General features: G+C 71.3%; 27 protein-coding genes. 20 read left to right on the forward strand and 7 right to left on the reverse strand.

Annotated features, from left to right (window positions below):
• Positions 1-253: 253 nt before the first annotated feature.
• From ACF07N_RS29185 to ACF07N_RS29195, 3 genes are all read left to right on the forward strand, one after another.
• Positions 254-1,207 (forward strand): heme o synthase, encoded by a 954-nt coding sequence (locus tag ACF07N_RS29185; protein WP_383346732.1) that lies wholly within the window; start codon positions 254-256, stop codon positions 1,205-1,207.
• Positions 1,208-1,273: 66 nt separating this feature from the next.
• Positions 1,274-1,606 (forward strand): hypothetical protein, encoded by a 333-nt coding sequence (locus ACF07N_RS29190; protein WP_392118478.1) that lies wholly within the window; start codon positions 1,274-1,276, stop codon positions 1,604-1,606.
• Between the two features lie 150 nt (positions 1,607-1,756).
• Positions 1,757-2,872, forward strand: coding sequence for an amidohydrolase family protein (locus ACF07N_RS29195; protein WP_383331852.1), 1,116 nt, complete (start codon positions 1,757-1,759; stop codon positions 2,870-2,872).
• A gap of 16 nt (positions 2,873-2,888) precedes the next feature.
• Here ACF07N_RS29195 and ACF07N_RS29200 read toward each other — a convergent pair whose 3' ends face one another.
• From ACF07N_RS29200 to ACF07N_RS29215, 4 genes are read right to left on the reverse strand one after another with little or no spacing between them, the layout of a single operon-like run.
• Complete coding sequence (locus ACF07N_RS29200) at positions 2,889-3,896, reverse strand: heme A synthase (protein ID WP_392118481.1); 1,008 nt, start codon at positions 3,894-3,896, stop codon at positions 2,889-2,891.
• A 46-nt stretch (positions 3,897-3,942) separates the two neighbouring features.
• Positions 3,943-4,719 (reverse strand): ABC transporter permease, encoded by a 777-nt coding sequence (locus ACF07N_RS29205; protein WP_392118484.1) that lies wholly within the window; start codon positions 4,717-4,719, stop codon positions 3,943-3,945.
• A complete protein-coding gene (locus ACF07N_RS29210) occupies positions 4,716-5,639 on the reverse strand; it encodes an ABC transporter ATP-binding protein (RefSeq protein WP_383346741.1) in 924 nt (307 codons plus the stop codon). Before ACF07N_RS29210 ends, ACF07N_RS29205 begins: the two co-directional genes overlap by 4 nt.
• Before the next feature lie 49 nt (positions 5,640-5,688).
• Entirely contained in the window at positions 5,689-6,483 is a 795-nt protein-coding gene (locus tag ACF07N_RS29215; RefSeq protein ID WP_392118487.1) for an aminoglycoside N(3)-acetyltransferase, read from the reverse strand.
• 161 nt (positions 6,484-6,644) lie between these two features.
• Here ACF07N_RS29215 and ACF07N_RS29220 point away from each other — a divergent pair, with 161 nt between their 5' ends.
• Genes ACF07N_RS29220 through ACF07N_RS29255 form a run of 8 tightly spaced genes read left to right on the forward strand, consistent with a single transcriptional unit; the run spans position 6,645 to position 13,202 of the window.
• Positions 6,645-7,388 (forward strand): helix-turn-helix transcriptional regulator, encoded by a 744-nt coding sequence (locus tag ACF07N_RS29220; protein ID WP_383331862.1) that lies wholly within the window; start codon positions 6,645-6,647, stop codon positions 7,386-7,388.
• Positions 7,385-8,806, forward strand: a complete 1,422-nt coding sequence (sufB, locus tag ACF07N_RS29225) for a Fe-S cluster assembly protein SufB (protein ID WP_365089070.1) — start codon at positions 7,385-7,387, stop codon at positions 8,804-8,806. Before ACF07N_RS29220 ends, sufB begins: the two co-directional genes overlap by 4 nt.
• A gap of 54 nt (positions 8,807-8,860) precedes the next feature.
• Positions 8,861-10,045 carry a Fe-S cluster assembly protein SufD gene (gene sufD, locus ACF07N_RS29230; RefSeq protein WP_383331865.1) on the forward strand — a complete coding sequence of 395 codons (1,185 nt, stop codon included), beginning with the start codon at positions 8,861-8,863 and terminating at the stop codon, positions 10,043-10,045.
• Positions 10,042-10,359 (forward strand): non-heme iron oxygenase ferredoxin subunit, encoded by a 318-nt coding sequence (locus ACF07N_RS29235; RefSeq protein WP_020273986.1) that lies wholly within the window; start codon positions 10,042-10,044, stop codon positions 10,357-10,359. Before sufD ends, ACF07N_RS29235 begins: the two co-directional genes overlap by 4 nt.
• 7 nt (positions 10,360-10,366) lie before the next feature.
• Entirely contained in the window at positions 10,367-11,131 is a 765-nt protein-coding gene (sufC, locus tag ACF07N_RS29240; RefSeq protein WP_383331867.1) for a Fe-S cluster assembly ATPase SufC, read from the forward strand.
• Entirely contained in the window at positions 11,128-12,384 is a 1,257-nt protein-coding gene (locus ACF07N_RS29245; RefSeq protein WP_389613762.1) for a cysteine desulfurase, read from the forward strand. Before sufC ends, ACF07N_RS29245 begins: the two co-directional genes overlap by 4 nt.
• Positions 12,385-12,402: 18 nt before the next feature.
• A complete protein-coding gene (sufU, locus tag ACF07N_RS29250) occupies positions 12,403-12,873 on the forward strand; it encodes a Fe-S cluster assembly sulfur transfer protein SufU (protein ID WP_383346750.1) in 471 nt (156 codons plus the stop codon).
• Entirely contained in the window at positions 12,870-13,202 is a 333-nt protein-coding gene (locus ACF07N_RS29255; RefSeq protein ID WP_006131178.1) for a metal-sulfur cluster assembly factor, read from the forward strand. Before sufU ends, ACF07N_RS29255 begins: the two co-directional genes overlap by 4 nt.
• Positions 13,203-13,261: 59 nt before the next feature.
• Here the strand turns inward: ACF07N_RS29255 and ACF07N_RS29260 are convergent, their stop codons facing one another.
• A complete protein-coding gene (locus ACF07N_RS29260; RefSeq protein ID WP_392118494.1) occupies positions 13,262-14,095 on the reverse strand; it encodes an AbfB domain-containing protein in 834 nt (277 codons plus the stop codon).
• Between the two features lie 199 nt (positions 14,096-14,294).
• Between ACF07N_RS29260 and ACF07N_RS29265 the strand changes: the two genes are divergently transcribed.
• The 4 genes from ACF07N_RS29265 (at position 14,295) to ACF07N_RS29280 (ending at position 16,820) form a co-directional block, all read left to right on the forward strand.
• Positions 14,295-14,615: a DMT family transporter gene (locus tag ACF07N_RS29265; protein ID WP_392118497.1), complete on the forward strand. Its 321-nt coding sequence runs from the start codon at positions 14,295-14,297 to the stop codon at positions 14,613-14,615.
• Positions 14,615-15,163 carry a TetR/AcrR family transcriptional regulator gene (locus ACF07N_RS29270; RefSeq protein ID WP_392118499.1) on the forward strand — a complete coding sequence of 183 codons (549 nt, stop codon included), beginning with the start codon at positions 14,615-14,617 and terminating at the stop codon, positions 15,161-15,163. The genes ACF07N_RS29265 and ACF07N_RS29270 overlap by 1 nt, the downstream gene beginning before the upstream one ends.
• A gap of 334 nt (positions 15,164-15,497) precedes the next feature.
• A complete protein-coding gene (gene dapD / locus ACF07N_RS29275) occupies positions 15,498-16,487 on the forward strand; it encodes a 2,3,4,5-tetrahydropyridine-2,6-dicarboxylate N-succinyltransferase (RefSeq protein ID WP_383331877.1) in 990 nt (329 codons plus the stop codon).
• A gap of 105 nt (positions 16,488-16,592) precedes the next feature.
• Positions 16,593-16,820 (forward strand): hypothetical protein, encoded by a 228-nt coding sequence (locus ACF07N_RS29280; RefSeq protein ID WP_392118502.1) that lies wholly within the window; start codon positions 16,593-16,595, stop codon positions 16,818-16,820.
• Between the two features lie 161 nt (positions 16,821-16,981).
• On the opposite strand, the gene dapA is transcribed toward ACF07N_RS29280, so the two are convergent.
• Complete coding sequence (gene dapA, locus ACF07N_RS29285; protein ID WP_392118505.1) at positions 16,982-17,878, reverse strand: 4-hydroxy-tetrahydrodipicolinate synthase; 897 nt, start codon at positions 17,876-17,878, stop codon at positions 16,982-16,984.
• A gap of 152 nt (positions 17,879-18,030) precedes the next feature.
• Between dapA and ACF07N_RS29290 the strand changes: the two genes are divergently transcribed.
• The 5 genes from ACF07N_RS29290 to ACF07N_RS29310 all read left to right on the forward strand — a co-directional run bounded on the left by ACF07N_RS29290 (position 18,031) and on the right by ACF07N_RS29310 (position 20,861).
• Positions 18,031-18,201, forward strand: coding sequence for a hypothetical protein (locus tag ACF07N_RS29290; protein WP_392118508.1), 171 nt, complete (start codon positions 18,031-18,033; stop codon positions 18,199-18,201).
• On the forward strand, positions 18,198-18,905 hold the full coding sequence (locus tag ACF07N_RS29295) for a hypothetical protein (RefSeq protein WP_392118511.1): 708 nt from the start codon (positions 18,198-18,200) through the stop codon (positions 18,903-18,905). The genes ACF07N_RS29290 and ACF07N_RS29295 overlap by 4 nt, the downstream gene beginning before the upstream one ends.
• Positions 18,906-18,958: 53 nt before the next feature.
• Positions 18,959-19,378, forward strand: a complete 420-nt coding sequence (locus ACF07N_RS29300; RefSeq protein WP_383331888.1) for a phage holin family protein — start codon at positions 18,959-18,961, stop codon at positions 19,376-19,378.
• A complete protein-coding gene (locus ACF07N_RS29305; RefSeq protein WP_383583370.1) occupies positions 19,375-19,758 on the forward strand; it encodes a DUF3618 domain-containing protein in 384 nt (127 codons plus the stop codon). The genes ACF07N_RS29300 and ACF07N_RS29305 overlap by 4 nt, the downstream gene beginning before the upstream one ends.
• 407 nt (positions 19,759-20,165) lie before the next feature.
• Positions 20,166-20,861: an antibiotic biosynthesis monooxygenase gene (locus ACF07N_RS29310; protein ID WP_392118792.1), complete on the forward strand. Its 696-nt coding sequence runs from the start codon at positions 20,166-20,168 to the stop codon at positions 20,859-20,861.
• A gap of 45 nt (positions 20,862-20,906) precedes the next feature.
• On the opposite strand, the gene ACF07N_RS29315 is transcribed toward ACF07N_RS29310, so the two are convergent.
• Positions 20,907-22,736, reverse strand: coding sequence for an endonuclease/exonuclease/phosphatase family protein (locus tag ACF07N_RS29315; protein ID WP_392118515.1), 1,830 nt, complete (start codon positions 22,734-22,736; stop codon positions 20,907-20,909).
• Between the last annotated feature and the right edge of the window lie 272 nt (positions 22,737-23,008).

Below are 23,008 nucleotides of genomic sequence, written 5' to 3' on the forward strand. Positions count from 1 at the left end.
TTCGAGTCACTCCAGAGTGCAGGGACTCATTCCGATCCGCCTCCCGACCGGTCCGTACCGCATTCGACAGGTGAATACGGAGCCGCTCATCCGGGTGCTCAATCGAGCTTCCGGCCGCCCGTCGGAAGCCGCCCGCCAACACGAGGCGACCCCCGCGAATGTCCGACTCTGGGCAACGTCTAAAGTGGCGTGGTACGCGCGAGCCTTTACCGTCACTTCACACGGTGGGGCTCGCTGGACTGTCTCTGTAGGGGTGTGCGTGACGGCCGTTGAATCCCGTCCAGCGGGTCTGCTCGGGACGGACCAGAGCCCGGCCCACCGGCCGTTCGGGGCCCGTGTCATGGCGTTCGTGGCTCTCACCAAGCCGCGGATCATCGAACTGCTGCTGATCACCACGGTGCCGGTGATGTTCCTGGCGCAGCAGGGCGTGCCCGACCTGACGCTGGTGCTGCTGACCTGCGTCGGCGGCTACATGTCCGCGGGCGGCGCCAACGCCCTCAACATGTACATCGACCGCGACATCGACGCGCTGATGGACCGCACCTCGCAGCGCCCGCTGGTCACCGGCATGGTCAGCCCGCGCGAGTGCCTCGCCTTCGGCATCACCCTGGCGATCACGTCGACCCTGCTGTTCGGCCTCACCGTGAACTGGCTGAGCGCCTGGCTCTCCCTCGGCGCGCTCCTGTTCTACGTGGTCGTCTACACGATGATCCTCAAGCGCCGCACCTCGCAGAACATCGTCTGGGGCGGCATCGCCGGCTGCCTGCCGGTGCTGATCGGCTGGTCCTCGGTCACGAACTCGATGTCGTGGGCGCCGATCATCCTGTTCCTCGTGATGTTCTTCTGGACGCCGCCGCACTACTGGCCGCTGTCCATGAAGGTCAAGGAGGACTACGCGCGCGTGGGCGTGCCGATGCTGCCGGTGGTCGCCTCCAACAAGGTCGTCGCCAAGCAGATCGTGATCTACAGCTGGGTCATGGTCGCCGTCTCCCTGCTGCTGACCCCGCTCGGCTACACCGGCTGGTTCTACACGGCGGTCGCCCTGCTGGCGGGCGGCTTCTGGCTCTGGGAGGCGCACGGCCTGCAGAACCGCGCGAAGGCCGAGGTGACGGGCGCGAAGCTGAAGGAGATGCGCCTGTTCCACTGGTCGATCACATACGTGTCGCTGCTGTTCGTGGCCGTCGCGGTCGACCCGTTCCTGCGCTGACGCCCTGACGCACGTCACACCGCCCCGCCCTCGCGAGTGGATCTACTCGTGAGTAGCATCCTGGTCATGGCAGAGACGCAGCAGGTTGACCCGAAGGCCGAGCGCAAGGCCGCCCGGCTCGCCCAGCAGATCAGCTCCTTCTCCAAGGCCCACGGCGGCGCCGAGGGCCAGATCGCCTACCTCGGCGAGCGCGGCGCCCGCATCGTCCTGGTCGGCGAGGACGGCAACTGGGGCGACCTGGTCGCCCCCTCCTTCGAGATCGCCGAGAAGGCGGTGGAGAAGTCGGGCATCACCCGCCACGAGTCCTTCGACGGCGAGTTCGCCGCGAAGGTGAAGACGGGCCGCTACGAGTGGAGCCGTATGGCCGGTATCCAGGTGGGCGGCCCCAAGAACGACTGACCCGCTTTCGGGGGCGCGGGGAACTGCGCGAGCAACCCCATCCGGTCCGCAGCCGCCGTACGGCGCCGGCCGCCCACCCCGGGACCGCGACCTCGCACCCGCTTCACCCGTTAGGACCCGTAGAACAACGCGGTCCACGGGGAGGCCCGGATGATCGAAACGCCGTCCCTCGTGGACCAGTACTGCCACGGAGTGCTGCGCACGGAGCTGGGCCTCGGCACCTTCGAGGCCCATCTCCTGCGCACCGAGGGCCCGCCCGCCCCCGGCACCACCCTGTTCGACACCCAGACCGGCTTCGCCGTCAGACGCTGGTGCCCGCCCCTGCTCGGCCTGGAACCCCACTGCCCACCGGCCCGCTACCTGGCCCGCCGCCGCGAACTCGGCGTGCTGGAATCAGGCCGCAGACTGCTGCGCGGCAGCGGCATCACCACCTACCTGGTCGACTCCGGGCTTCCCGGCGACCTCACCGAACCCGGCGAGCTGGCCTCCGCCGCAGCCGCCGAGGCCCATGAGATCGTCCGGCTGGAACTCCTCGCCGAGCAGGTCGCCGACACCTCCGGAACCGTCGAGTCCTTCCTGGCCAACCTCGCCGAGTCGGTCCACGCGGCCGCCGCGCACGCCGTCGCCTTCACCTCCGTGGCCGGGGTACGGCACGGCCTCGCGCTGGCGCCCGAGCCGCCCGGGCCGGGAGAGGTGCGCGGAGCCGCCGGGCGCTGGCTCGCCGGGCGCGGCGTCGGCGGGGAGCTGAGCGACCCCGTACTGCTGCGGCACCTGCTGTGGAGCGCGGTCGCCTCCGGGCGGCCGCTCCAGCTGCACGCGGGGCTCGGCGCCCCGGGCCTGCGCATCGACCGTACGGACCCGGTGCTGCTGACGGACTTCGTCCGGGCCACCGCCGGGCTCGGCACGGACCTCGTGCTGCTGCACGGCTACCCGTACCACCGGCACGCCGCCCATCTCGCCGGCGTCTTCCCGCACGTCCACGTCGACTGCGGCGCCGCCCTGGTGCGCACCGGCGCCCGGGCCGCGACCGTCCTGGCGGAGATCCTGGAGCTGGCCCCCTTCGGCAAGGTCCTCTTCTCCACCGGCGCCCGGGGGCTGCCCGAGCTGCACGTGGTGGGCGCCCGGCTGTTCCGCGAGGCGCTCGGCCGGGTGCTGGGCACCTGGGTCGCGGAGGGCGCCTGGTCCCTGGGCGACGCGCAGCGCGTGGCGAACATGCTGGCCTCGGCGAACGCGCGCCGGGTGTACGGGCTCGGGAAGGGCGGATGAGCGCCCGGCGCCGGCCCTAGGCCTTGGTGAGGCTGGCCTCGGCCGCGGGGCCGGGCACGTCGGCCAGGACCTCCGGGCGTTCGCGCAGCGACAGCGCCACACGCAGCACCCAGATCCACATCACGGCCGAACCGAGCATGTGCAGACCGACCAGGACCTCGGGCAGATCGGTGAAGTACTGGACGTAGCCGATGACGCCCTGGGCGAGCAGGATCAGGAACAGCTCGCGAGTGCGGTGCAGCGGGCCCTTCGGCGCGTCGACGGCCTTGAGGACGAACCACAGGGCGAACGTCAGCGTCACCACGATCCACGCCAGCACGGCGTGCAGCTTGCTCACCGTCTCCCAGTCGACCGGCATCCGCTCGACCTCGCTGGAGTCGCCGGCGTGCGGGCCGGCGCCGGTGACGACCGTGCCGACCAGGATGAGCAGGACGGCCGCGGCGATCATGAACCACACCAGCTGCCGCACGGCCTTGCCGACCAGCGGCCGCGGCTCGCCGTCGCCCTCCCCGGCGCGCTGCCACATCACCGTGGCCACCGCGATCAGCGCCGACGTCGCCACGAAGTGCGCCGCGACCGTGTACGGGTTGAGACCGACCAGCACGACGATGCCGCCGAGGATCGCGTTGCTCATCACGATCCAGAACTGCGCCCAGCCCAGCCGGACCAGGCCGCGCCGGTACGGCTTCCGCGAGCGCGCGGCGATGATGGCCCAGCCGACGGCGGCGCACAGCACGTACGTCAGCATCCGGTTGCCGAACTCGATGGCACCGTGCACGCCCATCTCGGCGGTCGAGGTGAGCGAGTCGTCGGTGCACTTGGGCCAGGTCGGGCAGCCCAGGCCCGAGCCGGTCAGCCGGACGGCACCGCCGGTGACGACGATGAGCACCGACATCACGAGCGCGGACAGGGCCGCGCGCCGGACGGTCCGGGGTTCCGGGGTCCAGCGTGCGGCGATGAAGGCGAGCGGGTTCCGCAGGGCCGCCAGGGTGTCGGCACGGGTCACTTTTGGCACGCGTCCCATCGTAGGCGGCCGCTTGTGCACGCTTTCACGAGGGTCCGTCACGGCCTCACTCCCAGCGGAAGAACGTCCCGGCGGCGGCCAGGGCGGCCACCGCCCAGACCGCGAGGATCCCCAGGTCGCCCCAGGGCATCCCGGCCCCGTGCTGGAGCACGTCCCGCAGGCCGTCCGAGAGCGCCGCGATGGGCAGCAGGCCCAGCACGTCCTGCGCGCCCTGCGGGAACTTGTCGAGGGGAACGACGACCCCGCCGCCGACGAGCAGCAGCAGGAACACCAGGTTCGCCGCGGCCAGCGTCGCCTCGGCCTTCAGCGTCCCGGCCATCAGCAGCCCGAGGCCGGAGAAGGCCGCCGTGCCGAGGACCAGGAGCAGCAGCACCGCGAACGGGTCGCCCTGCGGAGACCAGCCCAGCGTGAAGGCGATCACCGTCAGCAGGATCACCTGGAGCACCTCGGTGACCAGCACCGACAGGGTCTTCGCCGTCATCAGCCCCCAGCGGGGCAGGGGCGAGGAGGCGAGCCGCTTCAGGACGCCGTAGCGCCGCTCGAAGCCGGTGGCGATCGCCTGGCCGGTGAACGCCGTCGACATCACCGCGAGCGCCAGGATGCCCGGGGCGAGGAAGTCGACCGCCTTGCCGGAGCCGGTGTCGACGATGTCCACGGTGCTGAAGAGCACCAGCAGCAGCGTCGGGATGACGACCGTCAGCAGCAACTGCTCGCCGTTGCGCAGCAGCATCTTCGTCTCGAGCAGGGCCTGCGCCGTGATCATGCGGGGGAGCGGGGCCGCGCCGGGCCTCGGCGTGTACGTCCCGGTGCCGGGGGCGGTCATGAGCGCAGCTCCTTGCCGGTGAGCTCCAAGAAGACGTCCTCCAGGGTGTGCCGCTCGACCGAGATCTTCTCCGGCAGCACGCCGTGCTGGGCGCACCAGGAGGTGACCGTGGCGAGCAGTTGCGGGTCGACCTTGCCGGAGACCCGGTAGGAGCCCGGCGTCAGCTCGGCGGCCGAGCAGTCGGCGGGCAGGGCCTTCAGCAGCGACCCCACGTCGAGACCGGGCCGGCCGCTGAAGCGGAGGGTGTTCTCGGCGCCGCCCCGGCACAGCTCCTCCGGGGAGCCCTGGGCGATGACCCGGCCGGCGTCGATGATCGCCACGTCGTCGGCGAGCTGCTCGGCCTCGTCCATGTAGTGCGTGGTGAGGATCACGGAGACGCCGTCGGCGCGCAGGTCCCGGACCAGGTCCCAGGTGGCGCGGCGGGCCTGCGGGTCGAGGCCGGCGGTCGGCTCGTCCAGGAAGACCAGCTCGGGGCGGCCGACCACGGCCATGGCCAGGGCGAGCCGCTGCTGCTGACCGCCCGACAGCCGCCGGTACGTGGTACGGCCGCACGAGCCGAGGCCGAGGCGCTCGACGAGGGCGTCCACGTCCAGGGGGTGGGCGTGCAGCTTCGCCACGTGCCGGAGCATCTCGTCGGCGCGGGAGCCCGAGTAGACGCCGCCGGACTGGAGCATCACGCCGATCCGGGGGCGCAGGTCCCCGGACTGCCGCACCGGGTCGAGGCCCAGCACGCGCACCGTGCCGGCATCCGGCTTCCGGTACCCCTCGCAGGTCTCGACCGTGGTCGTCTTGCCCGCCCCGTTGGGTCCGAGCACGGCGGTCACGCCCCGGTGGGCCACCAGGTCAAGCCCGTCCACCGCGGTCTTCGTGCCGTACCGCTTCACCAGGGCCTGGACCTGGACCACGGGGTCGCTTCGCATGACTCCAGAGTCTAGGTAGGCGCGCGGGTGCCCGGGGCGGGGGGTGCGGCTACTGCTCCTCGCGCGGCCGGTGCGTGGCGAGCCACCGTTCGGCGTAGGCCACCGCGTCCTTCACCGGGAACAACCGGGCCTCGGCCGCCCCGGCCTTGCCGCGCACGACGGGACGGTCCCGCTCGAAGTCGTAGCCCAGCTCGTCGAACCGGTCCGAGCTGATGGACACCTCGGTCACGGTCTCCCAGCCGTCCGGGCCCGGGCGGCCCACGGCCACGCGCGGGGACGGGATGCGGTACTCGGCGAGGTGGAAGCTGGTGCAGGAGGCGTAGCCGGCGCCCAGCAGCAGGACCCGGGCGTCCAGCGCCTCCAGCTTCGCGAGCGGGCTGCGCTCGCCGAGCCGGCAGTCGGGCGCGTGTCCCTCGACGATCTCCGCGGCCCGCGGGCCGAGGGCGGCGAACGAGGTCTGCGGATGCGCGCTGCGCAGGGCCCCGGGCCAGGTGCGGACGGTCTCCGGCACGACGCCCACGCCGCGGCTCGGGGTGATGCGGGGGTCGTAGGCGGGCATGGTGGCGCGGATGTCCGCCCACCACTCCGGGGGCACGGGCGGGTTGCTCCACAGGACCGGGTCGGACAGCTCGCCGGTCTGTGTGGGCACCACCAGCGTGCCCTCGGGGCCGAGCGCGCCGAGCAGTCCCTGCACGACCGCGACGGCGCCGCCGTTGACCCAGCCGAGGGAACGGAGCGAGGAGTGCACGAGCAGGATCTCGCCGGGGCGCACCCCCAGCTCGCACAGCTGGGCGCGCAGGGTGTCGCGGGTGACAAGTGGGCCGGTGGGAGGGGGTGTGGCCATGGTGGGGGAGTCTTCCCGAAGCGGCCGCCCGATGCCAGCGGTTCGCTCGACCGGAGATCGTTTCCGCAGGTCAGATTAGGTTTACCTAAGTGACGCAGCGCACCGTCGGGCGGCCCGGACGCCGCTTGCCCGGGCCAGATGAATTACGCAACAATGGCGTTGTGAAAAACGTCGGCGAGGCTCGGGAGACCCCCACGGGGGCCCCGCAGGAGGAGCTCGCGACCGGGGAGCGGTCCACCCGCAACCGGGTCGCGCGGTCGATCCTGGACCACGGCCCCTCGACCGTCGCGGAACTCGCCGAGCGGCTGGGCCTCACCCAGGCGGCCGTGCGCCGGCATCTCGACGCCCTCACGGGCGACGGTGTCGTCGAGGCCCGTGAGCAGCGGGTCTACGGCGCGCGCACCCGCGGCCGGCCCGCCAAGGTGTTCGCCCTGACGGACTGCGGCCGGGACGCCTTCGACCAGTCGTACGACAAGCTCGCCGCGGACGCGCTGCGCTGGATCGCCGACCGTGAGGGCGGCAGCGAGGCCATCGCCGCCTTCGCCCGCGCGCGCATCGCCGCCCAGGCGGGCGCCTACCGCCGTGCGGTCGAGACCGCCCCGCCCGAGAAGCGGACCGAAGCGCTGGCCAAGGCCCTGAGCGCGGACGGGTACGCTGCTACCGCGCGCAGCGCGCCCCACCCGCAGAAGGGTGAGCAGCTCTGCCAGCACCACTGCCCGGTCGCCCATGTCGCCGAGCAGTTCCCGCAGCTGTGCGAGGCGGAGACGGAATTTTTCGCGGAGCTGCTCGGTACGCACGTACAGCGGCTCGCCACCATCGCCCACGGCGACGGCGTCTGCACGACGTTCATCCCCAAGATTTCCCACAACGCATCTGCAAGCACGGCCGGGAGGAACCCCGCATGACTCTCCCCACGGAGACTGCCCACCCTGAGCTCGAGGGCCTGGGCAAGTACGAATACGGCTGGGCCGACCGGGACGAGGCCGGTGCGTCGGCCCGCCGGGGCCTGGGCGAGGACGTCGTCCGGGACATCTCCTCCAAGAAGAGCGAGCCGGAGTGGATGACCAAGCTCCGCCTCAAGGGCCTGCGCCTGTTCGAGAAGAAGCCCATGCCGAACTGGGGCTCGGACCTGTCCGGCATCGACTTCGACAACATCAAGTACTTCGTGCGCTCCACGGAGAAGCAGGCGGAGTCCTGGGAGGACCTGCCCGAGGACATCAAGAACACGTACGACAAGCTCGGCATCCCCGAGGCGGAGAAGCAGCGCCTCGTCGCCGGTGTCGCCGCGCAGTACGAGTCGGAGGTCGTCTACCACCAGATCCGCGAGGACCTGGAGGAGCAGGGCGTCATCTTCCTCGACACCGACACCGCGCTGAAGGAGCACCCGGAGCTCTTCAAGGAGTACTTCGGCACCGTCATCCCCGCCGGTGACAACAAGTTCGCCGCGCTGAACACCGCCGTGTGGTCGGGCGGCTCCTTCATCTACGTGCCGCCGGGCGTCCAGGTGGAGATCCCGCTCCAGGCCTACTTCCGCATCAACACGGAGAACATGGGCCAGTTCGAGCGGACCCTGATCATCGTCGACGAGGGTGCCTACGTGCACTACGTCGAGGGCTGCACCGCCCCGATCTACAAGTCGGACTCGCTGCACTCCGCGGTCGTCGAGATCATCGTCAAGAAGAACGCCCGCTGCCGCTACACGACCATCCAGAACTGGTCGAACAACGTCTACAACCTGGTCACCAAGCGCGCCGTGGCGTACGAGGGCGCGACCATGGAGTGGATCGACGGCAACATCGGTTCCAAGGTGACGATGAAGTACCCGGCCGTCTACCTCATGGGCGAGCACGCCAAGGGCGAGACCCTGTCCATCGCCTTCGCGGGCGAGGGCCAGCACCAGGACGCCGGCGCCAAGATGGTCCACATGGCCCCGAACACCTCCTCGAACATCGTCTCCAAGTCGGTGGCGCGAGGCGGCGGCCGCACCTCCTACCGCGGTCTGATCGAGATCGGCGAGGGCGCCCCGGGCTCCAAGTCCAACGTGCTCTGCGACGCGCTGCTGGTGGACACCATCTCCCGCTCGGACACCTACCCCTACGTGGACGTCCGCGAGGACGACGTGTCCATGGGCCACGAGGCGACCGTCTCCAAGGTCTCCGAGGACCAGCTCTTCTACCTGATGAGCCGCGGCCTGAGCGAGGACGAGGCCATGGCGATGATCGTGCGCGGCTTCGTCGAGCCCATCGCCAAGGAGCTCCCCATGGAGTACGCGCTGGAGCTCAACCGGCTGATCGAGCTGCAGATGGAGGGCGCGGTCGGCTGATCCGCCCCCTCGACAGCAGACGTCCCATCCAGGAAAGAGAGCACTACGACAGCCATGGCTGAGGCCCAGAACATCCCCGTGGGATCGACCACCGCGGGCTCGATCGCGGTGGCCGCGGAGTCGACCGTCGCCACCCGCATGAGCGCGCCCCCCTCCTTCGACGTCGCGGACTTCCCCGTCCCGCACGGCCGCGAGGAGGAGTGGCGGTTCACCCCGCTGGAGCGCCTGCGCGGCCTGCACGACGGCACCGCCGTCGCCACCGGCAACGGCGTGAAGGTCGAGGTCCAGGCCCCCGAGGGCGTCACCGTCGAGGCCGTGGGCCGCGACGACGCGCGGCTCGGCAAGGCCGGCACCCCGGTGGACCGGATCGCCGCCCAGGCCTACTCGGCCTTCGAGAAGGCCTCGGTCGTGACCGTCCCCAAGGAAACCGTCCTCACCGAGCCCATCCGCATCGCGGTGCACGGCGAGGGCGGCACCGCCTTCGGCCACCAGGTGATCGAGCTGGGCGCCTTCGCCGAGGCCGTCGTGGTCATCGACCACACCGGTGACGCGGTGCTCGCCGCCAACGTCGACTACCTGCTCGGCGACGGCGCCAAGCTCACCGTCGTCTCCGTGCAGGACTGGGACGACAAGGCCGTGCACGTCGCGCAGCACAACGCGCTCGTCGGCCGCGACGCCTCCTTCAAGTCCGTCGTCGTCACCTTCGGCGGCGACGTGGTCCGGCTGCACCCGCGCGTGCAGTACGCCGGTCCCGGCGGCGAGGCCGAGCTGTTCGGCCTCTACTTCACCGACCAGGGCCAGCACCAGGAGCACCGCCTCCTCGTCGACCACAACGTCCCGCACTGCAAGTCCAACGTCGTCTACAAGGGCGCGCTCCAGGGCGACGCGGCGCACGCGGTGTGGATCGGCGACGTGCTCATCGAGGCCAAGGCCGAGGGCACGGACACGTACGAGATGAACCGCAACCTCGTCCTCACGGACGGCGCGCGCGTCGACTCCGTGCCCAACCTGGAGATCGAGACCGGCGAGATCGTCGGCGCCGGCCACGCCTCCGCCACCGGCCGCTTCGACGACGAGCAGCTCTTCTACCTCATGGCCCGCGGCATCCCGGAGCACGAGGCCCGCCGCCTGGTGGTCCGCGGCTTCTTCGCCGAACTGGTCCAGCAGATCGGCCTCCCCGACATCGAGGAGCGCCTGATCGCCAAGATCGAGGAGGAGCTGGAGGCGGCCGTCGCATGACCTTCGTACGCGCCTGTGGACTGGGCGAGCTGGAGGAGGACACCCCGAAGCGGGTGGAACTCGACGGCACGCCCGTGTCCATCGTGCAGACCGAGGGGGAGGTGTTCGCGATCCACGACATCTGCTCGCACGCGAACGTCTCCCTGTCGGAGGGCGAGGTCGACGACTGCCACATCGAGTGCTGGCTGCACGGCTCGCGCTTCGACCTCCGCTCCGGCAAGCCCGACGCCCTTCCGGCGACGCGCCCCGTCCCCGTATACCCCGTAAAGATCGAAGGGGACGACGTGCTCGTCTCCCTCACCCAGGAGTCCTGAGGCACCCATGGCTACGCTTGAAATCCGAGACCTGCACGTCACCGTCGAGGTCGAGAACGGCACGAAGGAAATCCTCAAGGGTGTCGACCTCACCGTGAAGCAGGGCGAGACGCACGCCATCATGGGCCCCAACGGCTCGGGCAAGTCGACCCTCGCCTACTCCCTCGCGGGTCACCCGAAGTACACGATCACCGGCGGCACCGTCACCCTCGACGGTGAGGACGTCCTGGAGATGTCCGTCGACGAGCGCGCCCGCGCCGGCCTGTTCCTCGCCATGCAGTACCCGGTCGAGGTCCCCGGTGTCTCCGTCTCCAACTTCCTGCGCACCTCCGCCACCGCCGTCCGCGGCGAGGCCCCCAAGCTGCGCACCTGGGTGAAGGAGGTCAGGGAGGCCATGGAGCGCCTCAACATGGACCCCGCCTTCGCCGAGCGCAACGTCAACGAGGGCTTCTCCGGCGGTGAGAAGAAGCGCCACGAGATCCTCCAGCTGGAGCTGCTCAAGCCGAAGGTCGCCATCCTCGACGAGACCGACTCCGGCCTCGACGTCGACGCCCTGCGCGTCGTCTCCGAGGGCGTCAACCGCGTCCGCGAGACGGGCGAGGTCGGCACGCTGCTGATCACGCACTACACGCGCATCCTGCGCTACATCAAGCCCGACCACGTGCACGTCTTCTCCGGCGGCCGGATCGTCGAGTCCGGCGGCGCCGAGCTCGCCGACAAGCTGGAGAACGAGGGCTACGAGGCATACACGAAGGGTGGCGCATCCGCGTGACACAGCTGCCGGGCCTCCTCGACACCGAGGCGATCCGCAAGGACTTCCCCATCCTGGACCGCCAGGTCCACGACGGCCGGAAGCTCGTGTACCTGGACAACGCGGCGACCAGCCAGAAGCCCCGCCAGGTGCTGGACGCACTCAGTGAGTACTACGAGCGCTACAACGCCAACGTCCACCGCGGTGTGCATGTGCTCGCCGAGGAGGCCACGGCGCTGTACGAGGGCGCTCGCGACAAGGTCGCGGACTTCATCAACGCGCCCTCGCGCGACGAGGTGATCTTCACCAAGAACGCCTCCGAGTCGCTCAACCTCGTGGCGAACATGCTGGGCTGGGCCGACGAGCCCTACCGCGTGGACTCCGAGACCGAGATCGTCATCACGGAGATGGAGCACCACTCCAACATCGTGCCGTGGCAGCTGCTCGCGCAGCGCACGGGCGCGAAGCTGAAGTGGTTCGGCCTCACCGACGACGGCCGCCTGGACCTGTCGAACATCGACGAGGTCATCACTGAGAAGACGAAGATCGTCTCCTTCGTGCTGGTCTCCAACATCCTCGGCACCCAGAACCCCGTCGAGGCGATCGTGCGCCGTGCCCAGGAGGTCGGTGCGCTGGTCTGCGTCGACGCCTCCCAGGCCGCGCCGCACATGCCGCTGGACGTGCAGGCCCTGCAGGCCGACTTCGTGGCCTTCACCGGCCACAAGATGTGCGGCCCGACCGGTATCGGCGTCCTGTGGGGCCGCCAGGAACTGCTGGAGGACCTGCCTCCGTTCCTCGGCGGCGGCGAGATGATCGAGACGGTGTCGATGCACTCGTCGACGTACGCTCCCGCCCCGCACAAGTTCGAGGCGGGCACGCCCCCGATCGCCCAGGCGGTCGGGCTCGGCGCGGCGATCGACTACCTCAACTCGATCGGCATGGACAAGATCCTCGCCCACGAGCACGCGCTGACCGAGTACGCGGTCAAGCGGCTGCTGGAGGTCCCCGACCTGCGCATCATCGGCCCCACCACGGCCGAGGAGCGCGGTGCCGCGATCTCCTTCACCCTCGGCGACATCCACCCGCACGACGTGGGCCAGGTCCTCGACGAACAGGGCATCGCCGTCCGGGTTGGCCACCACTGCGCCCGGCCGGTCTGCCTGCGGTACGGAATTCCTGCGACCACGCGAGCGTCGTTCTATCTGTACTCCACGCCGGCCGAGATCGACGCGCTGGTCGACGGCCTGGAGCACGTTCGGAACTTCTTCGGCTGAAGGGCGTGAGCTGAGACCGTGAAGCTGGACTCCATGTACCAGGAAGTCATCCTGGACCACTACAAGAACCCGCACGGGCGGGGCTTGCGGGATGGCGACGCCGAGGTGCACCACGTCAACCCGACGTGCGGCGACGAGATCACGCTGCGCGTGAAGTACGCCGGCACGACGATCGAGGACGTCTCGTACGAGGGCCAGGGCTGCTCGATCAGCCAGGCGAGCGCGTCCGTACTGAACGACCTCCTCGTCGGCAAGGAGCTCTCCGACGCGCGGAAGATCCAGGAGACCTTCCTGGAGCTGATGCAGTCCAAGGGGAAGATCGAGCCCGACGACGCGATGGAGGACATCCTGGAGGACGCGGTCGCGTTCGCCGGGGTGTCGAAATACCCGGCCCGGGTCAAGTGCGCCCTGCTGAGCTGGATGGCCTGGAAGGACGCTACGGCCCAGGTACTGGGCGGAGCCGACGCCGACAAGGAGACGACGGCATGAGTGAGACCGTGGAGATGAAGCCGGCCTCGGAGGAAGAACTCCGTGAGGCCCTGATGGACGTCGTCGACCCCGAGCTGGGCATCGACGTCGTCAACCTCGGCCTGATCTACGGCATCCACATCGACGACTCGAACGTGGCCACGGTCGACATGACCCTCACGTCGGCGGCCTGTCCGCTGACGGACGTCATCGAGGACCAGGCCAAGTCCGCGACGGACGGCCTCGTCAACGAGTTGCGCATCAACTGGGTGTGGATGCCGCCGTGGGGCCCCGACAAGATCACGGACGACGGGCGCGAGCAGCTGCGGGCGCTCGGGTTCAACGTCTGAGATCACCTGGCGGTACCAGGGGCGGCACCCTCCGGGTGCCGCCCCTTCCGCGTGCCCGCTCAGCCCAGCCCGGCCACCAGCCGGAACGCCGAGTCCGCGCGGTACAGGGCGTTGTGCTCGTACGAGTCCAGCCGGAGCCGGAAGTCGCGGTGGCGCACGAACCGCCCAGGGTAGTTGACCGATTCCAGCATGACCGCGCCCGGGGAAGCCGCCGGGCGGGGGCAGAACGTGGCGTCCGCGCGGAACAGCGCCGAGCCGTCGTCGGCGTCCTCGACCAGGACGAAGCTCCGGTGGCGCAGGTAGCGGCCGTCCGCCGTGGCGAAGGAGGCGCAGGAGGAGTCGGCGAGACCGGGCACGCGCCGGAAGGTGGCGTCCTCGCGCGATTCCGCTCCGGAGCCGATCCGGTCCAGGTGCACCGAGCCGGAGCGCACCCGCCAGTGGCGGTCGGGGTGGTTGACCGAGCGTATGGAGGTGCCGGGGGAGGCGGGCCGCTGCGAGGGCTTGGCAGGGCTGGTGGACCGCGGCGGCCCGGTGGTCTCCTGCTGCGGCTTCGGTGCGGCGGCGGAGCCGGTGGGCGCGCTCGTGGCCGGGGTGGGGGAGGGGCGGCCGCGGTGCGCGCCCGGTGTGGCGGTGGAACTCTTCGAGGGGGTCGCGAACGAGATCAGGCCGCCGGGTGCCGAACTGCCGAGGGTGGTCGGTTCCGCCGCCCGGTGGGCGGGCTCCTGCGGCGCGTTCTCCATCACGGTGACGGCCGTGACGCACGCGGTGATCGTGGCCAGGGCCAGCGCCCCCGCCAGCCAGAGGCGTCGCGTTCCCGGTGCCCGGGTGGTGTCCGGGGCCCAGCCGCTCTCCCAGGGACGGTCCTGTGGTGGGCGGGACTTCTCTTCTGACATGCGCGGTTCCTCCGGCGGGGCACCCTTGACGGCGGCGCAGCTGTGGCGGCCCGGTGTGTGATCGGTGACACCGTAGTGGACAGATGAGACCCCTGAGGCTCGTTTGAAGAGAGCGGTTTCTCGCCGATATCAAGCCGTTGCGGGCTGGTCCGTACCGCGCGTGTGTACGCCCGTACAGACGCTGTGTACGCTCGTACACATGGGATTTCTGCTGCTGGCCGGCGCCATCACCGCCGAGGTGGCCGCGACCACCGCCATGAAGTACAGCGACGGGTTCAGCAAGATCGGGCCCTCCCTCCTCACCCTCCTCGGATACGTGCTCTCCTTCGCGCTCCTCGCGCAGACGCTGAAGACCGTCTCCATCGGCACGGCCTACGCCATCTGGGCCGGAGTCGGCACCGCCGCCGTCGCCACGATCGGCGTCACCTTCCTCGGCGAGGGCCTCACCGTCACCAAGGCCGCCGGGATCGCGCTGATCATCGTCGGGGTCGTCGTGCTGAACCTCGGGGGTGCGCACTGATGCCCCGGCGGCACGACCCCGAGCGACGGCAGCGGATCATCGACGCGGCGATCCGGGTCGTCGGTGCCAAGGGCATCGCGGGGCTCAGCCACCGCACCGCCGCCGCCGAGGCCGACGTGCCGCTCGGCTCGACGACGTATCACTTCAAGACTCTCGACGAGTTGCTGGTCGCCGCGCTGCGGCAGACCAACGAGGGCTTCGCCAAGGTGATCGCCTCCTGCGGCGGCCTGGACGACCCGCGAACCGACCTGGCCGCCGCACTCGCCGGGTGGATCGGGCAGTGGCTCTCCGGGGACCGCACGGGCGTGGAACTGGAGTACGAGCTGTACCTGGCCGCCCTGCGCCGGCCCGCCCTGCGGCCCGTCGCCGCCGAGTGGGCCGAGAAGGTCGCCGAGCAGCTGTCCCGCCGTACCGATCCGGTCACCGCGCGGGCGCTGGTGGCGGTCGTCGACGGCATCTGCCTCCAGGTCCTGCTGACGGGCGTGCCGTACGACGAGGCCTACGCGCGGGAGGTGCTGGAGCGGGTGCTGGCGGGGGCGTCCGGATGAGGCCTGTGGGTCGGTGCCGGCGGGGGCGTTCGGATGGGGCCTGTGGGTCGGTGCCGGCGGGGGCGTTCGGATGGGGCCTGTGGGTCGGTGCCGGTGGGGGCGTTCGGAGGTGGCCCGCGCGTCGGTGCCGGTGGGGGACCGTCCCGATGAGGCCGGTGCGTCTCTGCCGGTGGGGCGGCCGGCCGGTGCGCGCGCCTCGGTACGGGTGTGTCCGTGCTGCTGGACGTGTGTCCGTGCTGCTGGAGGGCCCTCCGCCCCGGGCGGTGCCGACCGGCTCGTGAGACGTGCGCGCACCGGTTCGCATCGACCGGTGTCCGCCGGTTAGGTTGCCCTCATGACCGACACGACTGCTCCTCGCACCACCGGCGCCGTGGCCGCCGGCCTCGCCACGATCGCCGCCGACGGTACCGTTCTCGACACCTGGTTCCCCGCGCCCGAGCTGGCCGACGCGCCCGGCCCGTCCGGCACCGAGCGGCTCTCCGCCGAGCGTGCCGCGGAACTGCTCGGCGGCGGCGCCACCGCGGCGATCGGCCCGGACGCCCGGCGGGGCGTCGAAGTGGTCGCGGTCCGCACGGTCATCGCCTCGCTCGACGAGAAGCCGATCGACGCGCACGACACCTACCTGCGCCTGCACCTGCTCTCCCACCGCCTGGTCAAGCCGCACGGCCAGAACCTGGACGGCATCTTCGGCTTCCTGGCCAACGTCGCGTGGACCTCGCTCGGCCCGGTCGCCGTCGACGACCTGGAGAAGGTCCGGCTGAACGCCCGCGCCGAGGGCCTGCACCTGCAGGTGACCTCCGTGGACAAGTTCCCGCGCATGACCGACTACGTGGCCCCGAAGGGCGTGCGCATCGCCGACGCCGACCGGGTCCGCCTCGGCGCGCACCTCGCCGCGGGCACCACCGTCATGCACGAGGGCTTCGTCAACTTCAACGCCGGCACGCTCGGCACGTCGATGGTCGAAGGCCGGATCTCTGCGGGTGTCGTGATCGGCGACGGCTCCGACATCGGCGGCGGCGCGTCGACCATGGGCACGCTCTCCGGCGGCGGCAACGTGATCATCTCCATCGGCGAGCGGTGCCTGATCGGCGCCGAGGCGGGCGTCGGCATCGCCCTGGGCGACGAGTGCGTCGTCGAGGCCGGGCTCTACATCACCGCCGGTACCCGCGTCACCATGCCCGACGGGCAGATCGTCAAGGCCCGCGAGCTGTCCGGCGCCTCCAACATCCTCTTCCGCCGCAACTCGGTCACCGGCACCGTCGAGGCCCGGCCGAACAACGCGGTGTGGGGCGGGCTGAACGAGATCCTGCACAGCCACAACTGACGACCCGTACGAGGTACCCCGCGTGACCTCGCAGTGGTTTTGGCAGATGAACGGGTGGACGCAGAGTCCGATCAGACGCCGAGACGACGAAACGAGGACCGGGGCATGAGGAACGAGGGGCGGGGCGTGGTGCGCCTGCTGGTGGGGGTCGCCGTGGGGCTGGCGGTGTGCTGGCTGCCGGCGGGTGCCGCGCACGCCGACGAGACCAGCAAGGACTCGCACAACGGCCATCGGGTCGGTCTGATCAACGTCAACGTCGGCCAGATCGACGACCCGGCGGAGGACGTGCTGGAGCACACGCTGCTCTTCGGGGACGGCTACGCCTGGAACTGAGCCCCGGGGGCCGGGATCTCGCACCGACGGGACGGCCTGTGCCGCAGAAGCCTGCGGCACAGGCCGTCCCGTTCTGCCGTGTCGTGCCGTGCACATCCGGGGCGCCGCGGGAGCCGGTGTTCACCGAGCGATGAGTGGCGTCGCCCGGTGGTGAGTGGTCGTCAGGTGGCGCGCAGGGCGCCGTGGTGTGCGAGCAGGCCGTCGGCCGTGGTGCGGTCGGCGGGGCGCAGGGGGGCGCGGACCGGGCCCGCGGGCAGTGCCAGGTCGTTCAGCACCGACTTCGCCGTGACGGCTCCCGGCAGGCCCGCCGCCATCATCGCCTCGATGAGCGGCGCCGCCCGCTGCTGGAGGCGGGCCGCCCGGGCCGTGTCGGCCGTGTCGAACGCGTCCAGCACGGCCCGCAGGTGGGCCGGGATCACGTTGGCGACCGTGCTGACGTAACCGGCGCCGCCCACGGCGTACAGCGCGAGGACGTGTTCGTCGCAGCCCGCGTAGTACGCCAGGTCCGTGCGGGCCAGGATCTTCTGGGCGGCCAGGAAGTCGGCGGAGCAGTCCTTGACCGCGACGATCCGGGGGTGGTCCGCGAGGCGCAGGATCGTCTCGGGTGCGACGCGGGTGCCCGTGCGGGCCGGAATGTCGTAGAGCATCAGCGGGAGTCCGGTGGTGTCGGCGATCTGCCGGAAGTGCGCCTCGACGGCGTCCTGCGGGGGCCGGCTGTAGTACGGCGCCACCACCAGCAGGCCGTCCGCGCCGGCCTTCTCGGCCTGTCGGGCCAGTTCGGCGGTGTGGCGGGTGTCGGCGGTGCCGATGCCCGCGACGATCGTCGCCCCGCCGGCAACGGCCTCGCGGACGGCGGTGATCAGGGCGGACTTCTCCGCGTCCGTGGTGGTCGGGGACTCGCCCGTCGTGCCGGAGAGCACCAGGCCGTCGCAGCCGTTCGCGACCAGGTGGGCGGCGAGGTGCTGGGCGCCGTCAAGGTCCAGGGCGCCGGAGGCGGTGAACGGGGTGACCATCGCGCAGAGCGTGCGGCCGAGGAAGGGCGTGCGGGGTGCGGTCATGGCTGTAGTGTCGGGCGCGCGATCGCGTAGCTCTACTTAATTTTTCTACGCTGTTTTCTTAAGTTTTGCTTCCTAGAGGGTGTTCTTCCCAGCGGGGATGCGATGCGTCACCATGGCCGTGACGGTCGGCGACGGAAGTCCTGGGAGGCGTCATGAAGCTGGGGAAGGCACTGGCCACGGGGATCGCGGAAGAGCGGCCGATGGAGCTGGGCGAGGGGACGGAGCTGCCCGGCGTGGCCGGGGTCGAGGAGGTCCGCGCGGTGTCGGGCGTCGGCGAGGGCATCGAGGAGTCCGTGGCCGAAGGCGTTCCGGCCGTCCGATGAGGTTGCGGCTTCCCTCGGAGCGTCCGACGGAGCCGCCGACCGGGTACAAGATCGCTCACCCGGTGCTGTCCGGGGACGGCACCCGGGCCGGGTTCACCGGTGTGTCGCTCGGCGGTGCGCTGCCGTACGGGGTGGTGGCCGAGGCGGCCTGCGTGTACGGGCTGCGGCACCGGGCGCCGCACCGCCGCTGCGACTGCGGATTCCACTGCGTGCACGACCGGGAGGCCGCGGAGGCGCTGCTGTGTGCCGGCGAGCATCGCACCGCCGTGCTGCTGGAGGTGTCCGTCCTCGGGGCCTACATCCGCTTCGAGCGGGGCTTCCGGTACGCGCGGCAGCGGGTGCGGGTCGTGACGGTGGGGGCGTGCGCCTGCGGGGCGGGGGCGCGGGTGCTGGCCGATGCCGGGTGGGGGCGGGCCGGGTGGCGAGGGCTCGCGCCCGTGTGTGACGTGTGTGCGCGGGGGCGTCCGGCGGTGTCGCTCGGGCGGTTCGCCCGGTTGGCGGGCGATGGAGTGCGGGTCGTGGACGGGGGTGGCAGGACGCCCGGTGATGAGGGGGCGGGGCCCGCCGGGATCGAGGCCGCGGAGGGATTGGGGGTGCCCGAACTCGTGGCGGAGGCCGCGTTGTTGCAGGCGCGGCTCGACTGGTTCCAGACGCAGCTGGCGCGGCTCGGGCAGCGCGGGGACTCCGCCGGGCCGCAGGGGTAGCCGGGGGAGCGGACGGGTACCCGGGGGTTCCTACTTCGAGAGGAGGCGGAACCGTGACCGGGACGATGGATCATCGGGCCGTGCGCGACGAGCACCACTCCGTGGGCGAGCTCGTCGGGCAGGCCGCGGAACAGCTCTCTCGGCTGGTGCGGCAGGAGGTCGCGCTCGCGAAGGAAGAGCTGGCCGAGAAGGGGCGGCGGGCGGGGCGCGGTGGGGGACTGCTCGGGGCGGCGGGTGCGGTCGCCTATGCCGGGTTCCTCGCGATGGCCGGTGCCGGTGCGGCCGCGCTCTCTCTGGTGGTGCCCGTGTGGGCCGCCGCGCTGATCGTCATGGGCGTGCTGTTCGTGATCGCGGCGGTGCTGGCCGCGATGGGGCGGGGGCAGTTGCGGCGGGCCGCGCCGCCCACGCCCGAGCGGGCCATCGGCAGCGTGAAGGCGGACGTCGAGGAGATCAGGGAAAGGGCACATCGATGACTGAGCCGACCGGAGGGGCGAAGCCGACGGGTGGGGCGAAGGGGCCCGATGAGCTGCGGCGGCAGATCGAGCAGACGCGGGGTGAACTCGGGAACACGGTGGAGGAGCTGGCCGGGAAGGCCGACGTGAAGGGGCGTGCGCTGGCGCGGGCCGCCGACCTGCGGGACAAGGCCGGGGCGATGACGGTGCAGCTGCGCAGCAGCGCGGCGCAGGCGGGGCACTCCGTGCAGGAGCGGGCTGCGCATGTGGGGCCGCGGCCGGTGCGGAGCGTGGTGCAGGCCGGGATGCGGCATCCCAAGCCGGTGCTGATGGCCGGGGCGGCGGGGGCCGTGGTGGCTGTGGGAGTCGTGCGGTGGAAGGTCGCGCACGGGCATCGGTGACGCGGGTGCATTCGTGACCGGGGGTGCCCCGTGACGCGGGGCGCCTGTGGAACGGGGGTGCCCCCCCGTGACGCGGGGCGTTTTGGGACGCGGGTGCCTCGTGGCGCCGGGTGGGGGTGCGGGTCCTCGCCTGACCGTGGGCGGCGGGTCGGGGCCGCGCCGGGGGGTGTCCGTCCTCGGAACGGCGCGATGGGGTTGCGTGCCGGCTGACTCCCCGTTGACGCGCCAACCGCTGCGGGCGGACACCCCCCCCGGCACGGCCCCTTCCGTGCGGCGGCGGGTGCGGGTGCGTCGGGCCTCGGCTGCGGGGGTCAACGCCCTGTTCCGCGTGCCCACTTGACCTCAAGTCCGGTCGAGGTTGAAAGGTGAGGGGCACAGCGATCGGCGTACACGAACTGGAGCGTTCCATGGCCCGGCGGACCGAACAGCACCCGGATCTCACCGACCCCCGGATCGGTGCACCCTTCTTCAGTACCTGGCGGGTCGGGAGTCCCGAGCGGCAGCGGCAGGCCGTGGAGGCGATCGCCACGGCCTGGGAGCGGCGGCCCTGGCCGACCGGGGATCTGCTCGGGTACCACGTGTACGCCGGGCACGACGGGGACACCCTGCTGCACTACTCGCAGTGGCGCAGCGAGCAGGCCTACGAGGCGTTCGTGAAGACCCACCGGCAGGAGCGCGTCGACGAGATCGACACGGCCGTGCCGGGGATCGAGCGGGTGTGGCTCGGGCGGTACCGGCGGTACCGCAGCGCCCGGCGGGACGACGCGCCTGTTCCGGGGTGCGTGGTGATCGTGGACGTCCGTTTCGACGGGCCCGACGCGCAGCGGCAGCGTGCCTGGGTCGACGCGGTGTTCGAGGCCCTGGAGAGCGAGCCGGAGCCGCATCCCGGTGGCATCTCCGCCCACTTCCACCTCGGTACGGACGGCACCCGGGTGCTGAACTACGCCGAGTGGGAGAGCGCCCAGGCCCACATCGACGCCCTGGCCGCTCCGGGGGACGGTGTCGGCTCGGCGACCGAGCAGTGGAAGCGGGTGCAGAACTGGCCGGGACTGTCGGAGAGCGTGGTGCGCCGGTACGACCACGTGCTCGGGCTGGTGCCCTGAGGGGCGGGGCCGGCCGGACACCGTGTCCGGCCGGCCCGGATGGCGCTAGGGGCGGAACCGCAGGACCTGCGGGTCGTGGTCGCTGATCTGGTCGTGGAACTCCGCGTTGACGTGCACGCTGTCGTACTCGAAGTCGCAGCCGCGGCGGATCGACGGGCTGATCAGGATCTGGTCGAGGACCTGGCTGTTGCCCTGGTAGACGTACGAGTAACGCTCGCTGCGGGGGAGCGACTTGATCGCCGACCAGAGTTCGCCCTCGCCCTCCAGGAGCTCGGTGGTCCGCGAGAACTCGAAGTCGTTGATGTCGCCGAGCGTGACGACGTCCGCGTTCTTCTGGGTGTCGAGGATGTCCTTGACGAAGGCGTTCACCGCAGTGGCCTGCTGGTGGCGCTGCGTCTCGGAGGAGCGGGACGGCGGCTGGTACTGCGAGGTGAGGCCCTGGTCGCCGCCCTTGGAGTTGAAGTGGTTGGCGATCACGAAGACCGTGCGGCCGCGGAAGACGAACTCGCCGGCCAGGGGCTTGCGGCTGTTCTTCCAGGCCACGTCGGCGGGGGCGATGCGGCCGGGGCTGAGCGTCAGGTGCGCCTTGCCGCGGATCTTCGTCACGCCGGTGGCCGTCGTGGCGTCACCGCCCGGGCGGTCCGCGAAGGAGACGCGCTCCGGGTTGAACAGGAACGCCTGGCGGATGTTGCCGCCCGGCTCGCCGCCGTCGGTGTTGTCCGCCGGGTCGATCGAGCGCCAGTCGTACTTCGGGCCGCCCGCCGCGACGATCGCGTCGATCAGCTTCGTCAGGGTCTGGTCGGCCGCGACCGTGCCGTCGTTCTTCGCCCCGTTGTTGTCCTGGATCTCCTCCAGGGACACGATGTCCGGCGCCTGCAGGTTGTTCACGATCGCGGAGGCGTGCGCGGCGAACGTCTCGTCCGTGGGGTCGAGGTTCTCCACGTTGTAGGTGGCGACCGCCAGTTCGGAGGAGCGCTGCTTGCGGGTGGTCTCGCGCTGCCGGCCGGCGCTCTCCAGCGTGCCCAGTTCGCTCGCGACCAGGGTGTAGCCGCCGAACTGGTTGTAGTCCAGGGGCCCTTCTGTGGTGCCCGCGAGGGTGTCGCCGACGTTCGCCTTCGGGAAGGCGGCGGACGAGCCGAGGGACTGGATCTGCAGGCGGCCCGTGTTCTGGTCGTCGTAGGAGCCGTAGACCGTGCCGCCGTGGCGGGTGCGGTTCTCGTGCGGCTTCACCGTCACCCACAGCTCGGTGTACGGGTCGGTGGCGCCGACCACGCGGGTGTCGGCGACCTCGACGGTCATGCCCTCCAGGGACTCGTAGTAGTCCAGGGCGTACTTCGCGGGCCGGAGGGGGAGGGCGTTGATCGAGCCGTTCGCCGCCGGGTCGCCCTCGGGGGCGTAGGCGGCGGGGACCGAGCGTGCCGTGACGGCCGTGGCGGCGGGCAGTTCGTTGCCGCTGGACAGGACCGTGGTGGCCGGCTTGGTGATCTCCGTCAGGGCCTGGTTGCCGGAGCCGGTGCCGCCGGGGACGTACTCCGCGACCGTGCCGCTGACCTTGACGGAGTCGCCCACGGCGACGCCCTTCGGCGTGGAGCTGGTGAAGACGAAGACGCCCTCACTGGTGGCCGGGTCGGCGTCCGGGCTCGGGTCCTGGATCCAGAAGCCCCGGGAGGAGCCGTAGGTGCGGACGCCGGTGACGATTCCGGTCACGTCCGTGACCTGCCGGCCGGCGTACGGGGACATCCGGGTGCTGCCCTGGATGTCGTGGATGCGGACCGAGTCCGCGTGCGCGGGGGTGGTGAGGACGATCGTGGACGCCGCGGAGCACGCGGCGGCGACGGTGAGCGCGGCGAGGCGCGCGGAGGACTTGCTCGGCAACGGGATTCCCTCCGGGGACGTGACAGGGCGCCGGGACGAGGGTGGTGCTCGGACTGTCTGCCGCTACCTGTGGGGCGGGCGGTTGACGCGCGTAGAGAGCGGCGGGCGATGTGTCTGGTGGGGCAGGTCCGGTGAACAAGTGTCCGCCGACTTCTACGCGCGTCAATCTCCAGCCTGTCCATGTCACTTGTCAAGGTTTCGGCCATGTACGGCAGTCGACGGGGAGATGAAGTGGGCGGCATGGGTGGAAATCCGTCTAGGCTGAGCGGCTG

The sequence above is a fragment of the Streptomyces sp. NPDC015242 genome (genome assembly GCF_043079125.1).
GTDB lineage: Bacteria > Actinomycetota > Actinomycetes > Streptomycetales > Streptomycetaceae > Streptomyces.